This is a genomic window from Labilibaculum manganireducens (genome assembly GCF_963665805.2).
Classification (GTDB): domain Bacteria; phylum Bacteroidota; class Bacteroidia; order Bacteroidales; family Marinifilaceae; genus Labilibaculum; species Labilibaculum manganireducens.
Window position 1 is genome coordinate 3,854,346 of sequence record NZ_CAXXEE010000003.1, and the last position, 13,033, is coordinate 3,867,378.

A 13,033-nucleotide genomic window follows, 5' to 3' on the forward strand; every position below is an offset into this window, starting at 1 on the left:
ATTAAAATTCAACATTTACACCAAACGAAACGGTCTTCATAATATTTGAACGACTATCCGTAGTTCCTTCCAAACTTTGCTCAGGATCAAGCCCTTTTAATGACGCAACAGTCCATAAATTATCAGCCTGGAAATAGAATCTGCATTTTGTAACGTTGTACTTTTTCAAAAAGCTTTCAGGAATATTATATCCAATTGTTAGAGCCTTTAATCGTAAGTAATCATTATCAAATAAGAAACGAGTTGAAGTAGCATTGTAGTCATTGTTCGCATTTAAGAGCTTTGGTACATCTGTTACATCTCCTGGATTTTGCCAACGATCTTTTATATCAACAGATAATTGCTGACCCGCACTTTCTAAACTTCCCATTAATCCCGCATAGGAATAATCATACAATTGTCCACCGATACTATAATTAAACTGAGCGTTTAAATCAAAATTTTTAAACTTGAAATAAGTCCCAAATCCACCTGTAAAATCAGGTAAAGATGAACCTTGATAGTAACGATCTGCATCTCCATAAACATTGGTTGTTTCTTTGGTAATATTACCTTCACCATCTTCAACATCCATATACCATAAGGCTTCCCCAGTTTGTACATCTACTCCGGCATATTCCTGAATAAAAAAGTCATAAATAGATTTTCGAACCATCCACTTTTTTGTTCCATTAATAATTTCCTCCTGAGGAAGTTTTGTAATCTCATTCTTATTTGTAGAAATATTAAAAGTAGAAGTCCAGTAAATATCATCAGTATGAATATTTACCGTATTAACAATAAACTCATATCCCGTATTTTTAACAGATCCTATATTTGTTGTTATCAATGAATTACCAGTTGACGGTGCCAGTGGCATATCAAGTAACAAATCAACTGATTCTTTATTGTAATACTCAAAAGACCCAGTTATTCTATTCTTTAGAAACCCAAAGTCTAAGGCCACATTAAACAAAGCTGTCTTTTCCCACTTTATGTTCTCGTCTACAATTCCTCCTTGAAGAACACCTGTATTGGAACCATTATTCCAACCAGTATCATATGCCGCATAATAAGGAAAATAACCTATACCTCTATTATTTCCTAATTCTCCATAAGAAGATCTTATCTTTATTAAATCAATGTTACCTGAAAGATCCTTCATGAAATTTTCATCAGATAAAATCCAGTTACCTCCAACAGAGTAGAAAGTACCCCAACGCTCATTATCCGCAAATCTTGACGAACCATCAGTTCTAACGCTAAAGTCCAAAAAGTACCTTTGTAAATAATTATAATCGACTCTAGCCATGTAACTTTCTAATCTTTCAGAATTCACATACCCACCAACATCTTCTGGCAAGGTACTTCCCGACATTACTTTTACTCCTGGTAAAAAACCAGTGCCTTGTGCAGATAAACGGTCATAATTATAATCATAAAATTCAGATATTACATCAACAGAAAATGAATGATCATCCAAATCTTTCTTATAACTCAATGAATTAGTAATAGTTGTGGCTTCTGTAATTGTTCTTTGTTGAGAGACACGACCTGCAACGGATGCAGCCGAACCATACTTATAATGATCATACTCGTTAGAATCATAAATAAATCTTTCGTAACCAAAATTAGTTCTAAACGACAGATCCTTGTAGAAATCAATTTTCAAAAATGTTGAAGAAAATAAATTTGTTCGAGTATACAATATATCATTAATTTGAGTTGACGAGACAGCATTCTCCCCCCCCAATCTTGGCCTAACAGCATTCACTGTCTGACCACCACCAGCATTACCATAATCATAAATTTTCTGATTATTACTATCATACTTAAGAGCACCATTCGCATCTCTTTGATAGATCGGATAGATATTAGCAATGCTATTCGCCCATTGCATAATACTGGTATATGAACTACCTGATTGATTCGGATAATTTTGTATGGACTTAGAAAAAGAAGTATTTGTTCCCATTTCCATCCAATCTCTTAATTTGGCTTTTAAATTAATACGACCTGAATATCTCTCAAATTCTGACTCTATAATCGCACCTTCCTGCTTTAAATAATTACCGTTTATAAAATAAACAACATTATCACTACTTCCATTAATGCTTAAATCATACTCATTGTAAAAAGCATTATCATTTGATAAAGCATCATACCAATCCGTATCCCACAACAAATTAGCACCACTTACAATCCGTCCATCTGTTCCAACTGGATTTGCCGTATCGAAAGGATTATACTTAACCACAGATATTAAATTGTCAGTAGCAGCTTGTGCAGCATCAGCGGCAGTTGCTCCTCCATCTAACTCAGCATTCTTGATTGATTCCCATGAATACTTCATGTAATCACTAGCTCCTACATACTCATATAAATCAACAGCTGCTGTCGAAAAACCAGCTCTTGCATTTACAGAAATGGTAGCATCTTTTTTCACATACTTACCACTTTTTGTTGTAATTAATATAACTCCATTTGCAGCTCTTGAACCGTATAAGGCTGATGCAGAAGCATCCTTTAAAACATTAATAGTTTCGATCTGTGAAGAACTTATAGAATTCAAATTTCCTGCAAAAACAACACCATCAACAACAATTAATGGATCTGAAGAAGCATTAATACTACCAACCCCACGAATACGAATAGTTGGATTTTCTCCAGGCTGACCACCTGAAGTTAAGACATTAACACCAGGGGCCGAGCCTTGAATTGCACTTACAGGGGAAACTGCAATCTGATTATCTAAAACCTCTGAACCAACACTGGTTACAGCTCCAGTTAAAGCCCGCTTATTTTTAGTTCCATAGGCCACAACAATAACTTCATCAACACCCACGGACTCCTGCTGAAGTTGCACATTAATTACAGAATTATTAGCAACTGCAATTTCCTGTGTTACCATTCCGACAAAACTAAATACTAAAATATCACCTGATTTTGTTGATAAAGAATAATTCCCATCCAAATCAGTACTCGTTCCTGATGTAGTTCCTTTAATTACGACGGATACGCCAGGCATACCAAATCCATCATCAGCACTGGTGACAATACCAGTAACCTGTCTTGTTTGCGCACTAACTATCTGGATTGATAGTAATATAACACAAACAATAAGTGTCAGTTTTTTCATAAAAAAAAATTTTTAGTTAGTAAAAATACATGTGGTTAACGGAGATTAATTTAACAAATTTTAACGATCCTGCGAAATCTTTCACACTTGTTAAATACTATTAACCAATACAATACAACAAACAAATGAACCAAACCGACAATGATAATTAACAGTACAAATATTTACAAATATACATATCCTTATACTATAAAGACATTTCAAACTTTCATAATAAAAATATATACAGAAACAACTAATTACTATAAAAACTTATCTAATTTAAAAATATTATAAATTACACCTCACATAACTACCTTATGATCAAATAAAAACACATTAAACACTTATTTTCTTAACAAAAAAGAGCATATTGTATCCTCTTCCACTGCTTTTAGGTGTATAACAAAGAGTATGAATAATTTACAAGCTCTGATCACTCCATCTATATTAACTTTACTCTTAAGAAATTAATAATCGATGGAGGGTTCACGTTAAGACGTAAATACTAATCTTATCAAACTTCACAAAACAATTGCCTCATCTCATTTAGACAAACCATAAATGACATGTTATTCTTAAATATTCTCCAATAAATTCACAAATGAAGACGCATTTAAACGAATTGAGTCCGGTAAAAAATACCGAACTCAATCACAGAATTTTCTATATCCGTCCTATTTTTGGGAATCTCAGATATCATAAACTCTCTCTCTTTAGACAGTTTAATGATATTTACTCCCCCTCAGAAATTGCTTCAACCGGACATACTTCAGCACAGGCTCCGCAATCAATACAAGTGTCTGGATCGATAACATAAATATCTCCTTCCGAAATTGCATCTACCGGACATTCATTTATACAAGAACCACAAGCAGTACAGTCATCTGAAATAATATAAGCCATAATTTTATTATTTAAATTAAAAGTTATTTAATCAACTCAATCTGATTTAATTAAATTTACCACTTGCCATCTCTTAAAACAAGATGTAAACATCTCAATATGTTATTTAGATACATTCCAAATAATTCACTATATTTATTCCACAATATATCAATCCAAAAAAAGCAATCTACATATGGAATTTGAATTTAACAGCGTTGCAATCGCATTTGGAATGACATTATTTGCAGGTCTTGCTACCGGGATAGGTAGTACAATTGCCTTTTTTGCCAAGCGTACAAACACAAAATTCCTGGCACTTTCCTTAGGGTTTTCTGCCGGCGTAATGATTTACGTATCACTTGTAGAAATATTTCAAAAAGCAAAAGATGCATTAATCCTTGATCATGGTGAAGTTACCGGTGCTTGGTATACTGTTATTTCATTTTTTGGAGGAATTTTATTTATTGCAATTATCGACAAAATGATACCCTCCTTCGAGAATCCTCATGAGGTGAAAAAGATAGAAGATCTTGAAGGTGAAAAACCTGTGGACAAGAAATTAATGAGAATGGGAATGTTTTCTGCGCTTGCAATTGGAATTCACAATTTCCCGGAAGGATTAGCAACATTTGCTGCCGCATTAGCAGACCCTACGATTGCAATACCAATTGCTGTTGCGATAGCGATACACAATATTCCAGAAGGAATAGCAGTGTCGGTACCTATCTATTATGCTACCGGCAGTAGAAAAAAAGCATTCTTTTACTCTTTCCTTTCCGGATTAGCAGAACCTGTTGGCGCACTAATCGGATTTGTTTTAATCTATTCGTTTTTAGGCTTAAACAATACTGTTTTTGGAGTATTATTCGGTGGAGTTGCTGGGATTATGGTTTTCATTTCGTTAGACGAGCTATTACCAACAGCTGAAGAATATGGAGAACACCATATTGCAGTTTACGGCTTAATTGCCGGCATGGCGGTTATGGCATTAAGCTTACTTCTATTCCTATAATAATATATTTAAAGCCTCAACTTGAGGCTTTCTCATTTTTCTTTTCTTCCTTCTCAAAATACTTACAATACTCTTTAATTCCGCACGCCTTACACTTTGGTTTTCTTGCTACACATACATACCTTCCGTGTAATATTAACCAGTGATGAGCTGTTGCAATATATTCCTCTGGAATAAACTTCACCAATTGTTTTTCTGTTTCCAAAGGAGTTTTAGAATTTGTTGTTAAACCAATTCTTTCTGAAACCCTAAAAACATGTGTATCTACAGCCATAGCCGGCTTATCGTAAACTACCGAAGCAATCACATTTGCCGTTTTTCTGCCAACCCCTGGTAACTTCTGCAGTTCCTTAATATCATCGGGAACAATTTCTTTATAATCAGCCACCAGCATTTTAGCCATCCCCAGCAAATGTTTCGCTTTGTTATTTGGATAAGAGCAAGAACGTATTAAATTGAAAACATCATCTTGAGTTGCGTGAGATAATTCAAAAGCAGTAGGATACTTTTCAAATAAAAAAGGAGTCATCATATTAACTCTTTTATCGGTACATTGAGCCGACAAAATAACAGCAACTAATAATTCATATGGATTTGAATAATGCAACTCTGTTTCTGCAACAGGCATATTTTCTTTAAACCATGATATTATATTCTCAAATCTTTCTTTCTTTCGCATAGCTAATTTATCCTTTCTGATTAATATTCGATTTCTAAATCCATCCTGTCTATTTTCAAGTTAAGAGTATCAAATATAATGCTCATCTCTATTTCGATCATACGAATTTAATAAAGTCAAAGAATTAAAATCCATTTGTTAATGCAAATTCTGAGATTACACAAAATTTAATGAATCTTCCTGCGAAACAAAAAGACAATAAATGAATTCAAATCACCCACCATTACAAGGCCGAACAATACCTTTCCTATGTCCAAAAAGCACTTCAAATACACAAACATTAAAAAAACTTACATTAATGTGAAATAATTCACATTCCAACAGTTATAATTAGTTTTACATATAACTATTTTATTGTAAATTCATGCCAACTGAAACTATAACAAGGTATTAGACTGATACTCTTGATATTTTTACTGTTTCAATAAAACTACAAAACCATTATTAAAAACTTTTAACAATTTACTTATGAAAAAGAATTTAATCAGAATTACCTTACTCTCTGTATTCGCATTGAGCTTCCTGTTTTTAACACCTTCATGTACTAGCAACGACGATTCGATTGCAAATCAAGAGCAAATCCAGGATGAAAATATCATCATAAACTCGGGTTATTTGCCACTTCCAATTGAGCAATACAATAAAATTCCCAGTGCTAAACAAATCAGCACAACTAAATCATACCCACTTTCAGTAAATCTTTCCTGTCCTCCAATTCTTAATCAAGGCGGAGAAGGATCCTGCGTTTCCTGGGGAGTTGGATACGCTGGAAGAAGTATTAGCTGGCAAGCTTTATATGGTGGTTCATACAACTATAGCGTGAATATTTTCAGCCCCGAATACATTTACAATCAAATTAAAGTTACCGACTGTGCCAGTGGCTCCTACGTAACTGATGGTTTAGATTTGGTTGTAGACCAAGGAGTTTGTGTTTGGAATGATATGCCGTACACTGATATTTCCTGCGATGTATATCCGGACAATTACCAAGTATTGCAAGCTGCAAATTACAAAGCAGCAAGCTATAACACCGTGCCAAAAACAGTCGATGCATTTAAAGATCAACTTGCGGCAGGCAAACCAATTGTTGTTGGCGGACCTGTTTATCGTCAGTTTTACTATTTGGGCTATGATCAGATCCAAACCAAAACAGTTAGAAATTACGGCGGACATTGTTATTGTGTTGTGGGTTACGACGACAGTAAAGGTGCCTTTCTTGTAATGAACTCCTGGGGAACAAACTGGGGAACCAATGGATTTGGATGGGTTTCCTACAGCATCATGACCAAAGTATGGTCGGAAGCTTATGTATTAAACGAATTATAAAAATTGAAATTGTAGTCATTGAAACAAAGTCAGTTATATCCTGCTATTTATATAATAGCAGGATTTTTTTTTGCCCAATTAAGTTCTCTCTGAGAGTATAATACCAATCTATTTTGAAATTAAATTGGTATAATTCGCTCCCTCCTGCACAAGTTAATGCTAATTCAAGAACAGATTAGTAATGTATCAGTACTTATTCGTAAATTTGAGCTTCAAAAATTTAAGAACAGATTACATGATATCATATTTACAGGTTGAAAACCTTACCAAAAGTTACGGAGAGCTTACACTATTTGAAAACATTAGTTTTGGCGTTGGACAAGGACAAAAAATTGCATTAATTGCAAAAAATGGTACCGGAAAAACTACACTTTTAAATATTATCTCGGGACTAGACAGTCAGGATAGTGGAGATATCAGCTTTCGCAGTGATTTAAAAATAGCTTATCTGGAACAAAACCCCGACCTCAACAACAGCAATACAATTCTTAATGAAGTCTTTAACTCCACAGATCCTGTTCTTTCAGTAATTCGTGACTACGAAAGGATAATCAATGAAAATGATCAGGAAGCAATGACAGATATCATTGAAAAAATGGATCAATTCAAGGCCTGGGATTACGAAAACAAGGTGAAGCAAATCTTGTCCAAGCTAAAAATCGCCAATTTCGATCAAATTATTGGCGAACTTTCCGGGGGACAGAAAAAACGGGTTGGATTGGCTAAAGTTTTAATCACTGATGCTGATTTCTTGATTCTTGATGAGCCTACCAATCACTTGGATCTGGAAATGATAGAATGGCTTGAAGAATATCTTAACAAATCGAAAGGCACATTATTGATGGTTACTCACGACAGATATTTTCTGGATCGGGTTTGTAATGAAATCATCGAAATAGAGTCCAATACCATATTCACCTACAAAGGCAATTATTCCTACTATTTAGAAAAGAGAGCTGAGAGAATTGAAAATTTAAATGCTGAAGTTGGTAAGGCTCAAAAACTAATGAAAACTGAGCAGGAATGGATACGAAGAATGCCACAAGCCCGAGGAACAAAAGCCAAGTACAGAGTTGATGCCTTTGAGGATATCAAGAAAAAAGCAAGCTCTGGATTTAAAGAAACAAAAATGGATTTAGATATTAAATCCGCAAGATTGGGAAATAAAATTCTGGAATTGGATCGTCTGTATAAAAGTTATGGTGATTTAAAAATACTGGAAAATTTCAGCTATAAATTTCAAAGGGGAGAAAAAATAGGAATTGTAGGTAAAAATGGCACGGGAAAATCAACCTTCTTAAACATGATTACCCGGAATATTGAAGCCGATTCAGGTTCAATTGAAATTGGAGAAACTGTAGTTTACGGCTACTACAAGCAAGATGGCATTACAATTAATGAGAATGAAAGAATCATTGACGTAATTAAAGAAATTGCAGAATCTATTGATTTAGGCAATGGAAAAGTGATGTCGGCCTCTCAATTTCTGGAATACTTTCTTTTTCCAACTAAAACTCAATACAATCAGGTTGCTAAATTAAGCGGCGGTGAAAAACGACGATTGTATTTGATGACAGTCTTGATGAAAAACCCGAATTTCTTAATCCTGGATGAGCCAACCAATGATCTGGACATTATGACTTTGAATGTACTGGAAGATTATCTGCTTAACTTTTCAGGATGTCTGATCATTGTATCTCACGACAGATACTTTATGGATAAAGTTGTGGATCAATTATTTGTATTTGAAGGCAATGGAATTATCAGAAATTTCCCGGGAAATTACACCATTTATCGTGATTCTTTAGATCAGCAGGAAAAGGAAATCAAAAAAACAGAAAAATTATCAACACCTAAAAAGGAAAAACCAAAATCGGAACCAACAAAAAAATTATCTTTTAATGAAAAAAGAGAGTTTGAGCAACTGGAAATAGATATTGAAACGTTAACATCAGAAAAAGAAGAAATAGAAATTGCTATGAGTTCAGGCAGCCTGTCGAACGATGAATTGATGGAAAAAGCAAGTCGTATTGAAAAAGTTATTGAATTAATTGACGAAAAAGAATTCCGATGGCTGGAATTGAGCGAACGCGCTTAAATTCTCAGAACTACATAAAATCAGCAGAGCTCTACAGCTCCAACAAGAAACTTAATGAAAGATTTTACCACAGGAAATGTTACCAAACTAATACTAAATTTCACTTTACCGATGTTGTTGGGAAATGTATTCCAACAACTCTATAACATTGTGGATAGTATTATTGTAGGGAAGGTTTTGGGCAAAGAAGCTTTGGCATCCGTTGGAGCATCATTTCCAATTATTTTCACTCTAATTGCTTTACTTATTGGAATCGGATCCGGGTTTTCCATTGTAATTTCTCAATTTTACGGTGCAAAAGACATCAATAAAGTAAAAAGAGCAATTGATACCATGTACCTGTTTTTATTCGGTGCCGGCATTTTAGTTTCGGTACTCGGTATCTATTTTAGTAAAGATCTTTTTCTTTTACTGCAATTACCGGTAGAACTAATACCTCAGGCAACAAGCTATTTGAATGTATACATGGCCGGAATGATCATGTTTTTTGGTTTTAGCGGAACAAGTTCGATTCTTAGGGGATTGGGAGATTCCAAAACACCGCTTTATTTTTTAATACTGGCTTCTATCTTCAATATCATATTCGATTTGTTATTTGTAATGGTTTTTAAATGGGGAATTGCAGGAGCTGCATGGGCAACAGTATTGGCTCAAAGCGGTGCATTTATTTCCGGTATTATTTATTTAAACCGAAATCATAACATCATTAAATTTTCACTTTTCAAATTGGTTTTTGATAAGGAAATATTCATTACAAGTTTAAAGATTGGAATTCCATCTGGGATTCAGCATACTTTTGTTGCGCTTGGAATGATGGCCTTACTTGGAATTGTAAATACGTTTGGAACCGATGTAATTGCCGCCTATACAGCAGCGGGAAGAATTGACTCCCTGGCCATGATGCCGGCAATGAATTTTTCACAGGCGGTAGCTGCATTTGTTGGTCAGAATTTAGGAGCCAATAAAATTGACCGGGTTCGGCAAGGATTTAAGGTTACATTCATCATGTCGAATGTATTCTGCCTGATGATGACGGCTATAATAATCCTATTTGGCAGTCACTTAATGAAACTATTCACCACAGATGCTAACGTAATTGCTATTGGTGAAAAGTACCTGATTATAGTGAGCTCATTCTATCTTCTGTTCTCAACAATGTTCACAACCAATGGAGTTTTAAGAGGTGCCGGCGACACATTAATACCAATGTTTATCACGCTCTTTTCCCTATGGCTTATTCGTATTCCCTGCGCCTATTTTCTTTCATCACACATTGAGGAAACCGGAATTTGGTGGTCAATACCTATTGGCTGGTCAATGGGAACAATATTCTCATATCTTTACTACCGCACTGGCCGATGGAAAAAAAAATCAATTGTATCACATCAGAAATACTCATAAACAGAATCTTATCTGCGAATAATTAAATAGAATTAATAATTAATCAACTTCAAGCTTCTAAAGGATTTGATTGGTAAATCCACTTCAAACTCTTACCTTTGCCGAAATAAATAACCCAAATATGTTAATATCGATGACAGGCTTTGGTAAAGCCATTCTTGAACTGGAAAACAAAAAGGTTTCAATCGAAATCAAATCCCTAAACAGTAAACAACTAGATATCAATACCCGAATACCAAACCTTTACAAAGAAAAGGATTTGGTGATAAGGAATGAGATTAAAAATAAGCTGGAACGAGGAAAAGTAGAACTTTCCATTTTCATTGAAAGTGTTGGTACTGACAAAGAAACTAAAATCAACAAACCTATTGTTGAAGCGTACTACAAGCAATTAAATGAGCTGGCTCAGGATCTTGGAATCGCTATAGACAAAGAGCCTATTTTGCAAACCATAGTGAAGTTGCCGGATGCTCTTAAAGTTGAATATCAAGAGCTTGACGAAGAAGAATGGAACCTGATTTTTGAAGGATTTAAAACTGCCCTTGCAGGAATTATGGATTTCCGTAATCAAGAAGGAAATGCACTTCAGGAAGATATTTTTGCCAGAATAGAAAATATCGAGAATCTTTTGGCTCAAGTTCCTCAATATGAAAATGACCGAATTGAAACGGTCCGTACCCGAATTAATGATAATCTTAAAGATTTTGTTGAAAAACAGAATGTAGATAAAAACCGTTTCGAACAGGAAATTATCTACTATCTTGAAAAATTAGATATTACAGAAGAAAAAGTTCGCTTGGCTAACCATTGCAAATATTTTATAGAAACATCGAATGCAGGCAACTCTGAGGGCAAAAAACTAGGTTTTATTGCTCAGGAAATTGGTCGCGAGATAAACACACTGGGTTCAAAAGCCAATGATTCCAACATCCAAAAAATTGTAATTGATATGAAGGATGAATTGGAGAAAATAAAGGAACAACTTTTAAACGTCTTGTAATTATTACAATAAATCATATTTTAGCGTAGGGTTAGTCACTCTGCGCTTTTTTATAATACTAATCTCTCTAATGCAATATCAAATGTCTGGTAAATTATTTATATTTTCCGCTCCAAGTGGATCTGGAAAAACAACAATAGTTCAACATCTGTTAAAACAGAATTTCAAGTTGGAATTCTCTATATCGGCCACCAGCAGAGCCAAAAGAGCCAATGAAATAGACGGTAAAGACTATCACTTTTTATCTGTTGAAGAATTCAAAACAAGAATCGAAAACGATGAATTTCTTGAATGGGAAGAAGTTTATGAAGGTTGCTTTTACGGAACTCTTAAAAGTGAGGTTGACAAGATTAGAAAAAAAGGTAAAAACGTAATATTTGATGTTGATGTTGTGGGCGGAACAAATATCAAGAAATTTTACAAACAGGAAGCATTGGCTATTTTTATTCAGCCTCCGTCTATTACTGAATTGGAAAACAGATTGCGAAACAGAAATACCGATTCGGATGAAGTAATTACCAAACGAGTTGAAAAGTTTAAATTTGAATTAGCTTTCTCCGATCAGTTTGATAAAATAATTGTTAACGATAAACTGGAAGATGCTTTCGCTGAAGCTGAAACAGCTTTGCACGATTTTCTTAGTAAATAAGCGTATTACACAAAAAAGGATGAAGATAGGATTGTTTTTCGGATCATTTAATCCAATACATATTGGACATCTTGCTATTGCTAATTACATGGCAGAATACACCGATATGGAACAGATTTGGTTTGTGGTTAGTCCTCACAATCCCTTTAAAAGCAAAAACAGTCTTTTAGCCGATTACCATCGTCTTGAATTGGTAAATAGTGCCATTGAACGATACCCCAATTTAAGAGCCTCAAATATTGAATTCGGGATGCCTCAGCCTTCTTTTACCATCGACACTCTTACTTATTTAAAAGAAAAGAATCCGTCTCATCAATTTTGCCTGATTATTGGTTCTGATAATTTGAAAAACTTCACAAAATGGAAGAATCATGAGTTAATTCTAAAAAATCATGATTTATTTATTTATCCTCGTCCCAATTTCAAGAGTGAAGACATTACTTTAAAAGGCAACATTCACACTGTTGATGCCCCCTTAATAGAAATCTCTTCAAGCTTCATCCGTAAAGCTGTAAAAGAGAAAAAAGAAGTTCCTTATTTTATGCCCGAGAAGGCATACAATTACATGAAGGAGATGCATTTTTACGAAAAATTATAAAAGAAAAAAGGCTGGTCCCCACCAGCCTTTTATCTAACCCAAAATGATTTCCAATACGAAGTTTTAACCCTAAAACCATATACTATTCATAAGGAAATTCCGATACGATCATCATGCCTAACCACTACACTCCCGAATCGGAGTGCAAAGGTAAACATTAATTTAAAATTACAAAGATATTTCAAATTAAAGTTTCAGTTATTTTCATGTATCTAAATTTGTTTTTTATTGCCAAAATAGCCTGTCCCGAACTTGTTTCGGGAGAACTCGCAACTTAGTCATCCC

The 13,033-nt window shown here is 34.4% G+C and carries 10 protein-coding genes; 7 read left to right on the forward strand and 3 right to left on the reverse strand.

Features of this window, described 5'->3' with window-relative positions:
- Position 1 precedes the first annotated feature (1 nt).
- Together ACHZAX_RS14815 and ACHZAX_RS14820 are read right to left on the reverse strand one after the other, a co-directional pair.
- Positions 2-3,118 carry a SusC/RagA family TonB-linked outer membrane protein gene (locus tag ACHZAX_RS14815; RefSeq protein WP_320019685.1) on the reverse strand — a complete coding sequence of 1,039 codons (3,117 nt, stop codon included), beginning with the start codon at positions 3,116-3,118 and terminating at the stop codon, positions 2-4.
- A gap of 714 nt (positions 3,119-3,832) precedes the next feature.
- Positions 3,833-4,003, reverse strand: a complete 171-nt coding sequence (locus ACHZAX_RS14820) for a DUF362 domain-containing protein (protein ID WP_101308719.1) — start codon at positions 4,001-4,003, stop codon at positions 3,833-3,835.
- Between the two features lie 175 nt (positions 4,004-4,178).
- On the opposite strand from ACHZAX_RS14820, the gene zupT reads away from it, so the two are divergent.
- Positions 4,179-4,997, forward strand: coding sequence for a zinc transporter ZupT (gene zupT / locus ACHZAX_RS14825; protein ID WP_320019686.1), 819 nt, complete (start codon positions 4,179-4,181; stop codon positions 4,995-4,997).
- A gap of 16 nt (positions 4,998-5,013) precedes the next feature.
- Here zupT and nth read toward each other — a convergent pair whose 3' ends face one another.
- Positions 5,014-5,676, reverse strand: a complete 663-nt coding sequence (gene nth, locus ACHZAX_RS14830) for an endonuclease III (RefSeq protein WP_320019687.1) — start codon at positions 5,674-5,676, stop codon at positions 5,014-5,016.
- A gap of 468 nt (positions 5,677-6,144) precedes the next feature.
- On the opposite strand from nth, the gene ACHZAX_RS14835 reads away from it, so the two are divergent.
- The 6 genes from ACHZAX_RS14835 (at position 6,145) to nadD (ending at position 12,748) form a co-directional block, all read left to right on the forward strand.
- The gene (locus tag ACHZAX_RS14835) at positions 6,145-7,002 is read left to right on the forward strand and encodes a C1 family peptidase (protein ID WP_101308722.1); all 858 of its coding nucleotides are present in this window, start codon (positions 6,145-6,147) and stop codon (positions 7,000-7,002) included.
- 235 nt (positions 7,003-7,237) lie between these two features.
- The gene (locus tag ACHZAX_RS14840; RefSeq protein ID WP_320019688.1) at positions 7,238-9,100 is read left to right on the forward strand and encodes an ABC-F family ATP-binding cassette domain-containing protein; all 1,863 of its coding nucleotides are present in this window, start codon (positions 7,238-7,240) and stop codon (positions 9,098-9,100) included.
- 54 nt (positions 9,101-9,154) lie between these two features.
- Positions 9,155-10,501, forward strand: a complete 1,347-nt coding sequence (locus ACHZAX_RS14845) for an MATE family efflux transporter (RefSeq protein WP_320019689.1) — start codon at positions 9,155-9,157, stop codon at positions 10,499-10,501.
- Between the two features lie 121 nt (positions 10,502-10,622).
- Entirely contained in the window at positions 10,623-11,501 is an 879-nt protein-coding gene (locus tag ACHZAX_RS14850; protein WP_180327225.1) for a YicC/YloC family endoribonuclease, read from the forward strand.
- A gap of 82 nt (positions 11,502-11,583) precedes the next feature.
- Entirely contained in the window at positions 11,584-12,150 is a 567-nt protein-coding gene (gene gmk / locus ACHZAX_RS14855; protein ID WP_320019690.1) for a guanylate kinase, read from the forward strand.
- A 19-nt stretch (positions 12,151-12,169) separates the two neighbouring features.
- Positions 12,170-12,748, forward strand: coding sequence for a nicotinate (nicotinamide) nucleotide adenylyltransferase (gene nadD, locus ACHZAX_RS14860; RefSeq protein ID WP_320019691.1), 579 nt, complete (start codon positions 12,170-12,172; stop codon positions 12,746-12,748).
- Positions 12,749-13,033 lie beyond the last annotated feature (285 nt).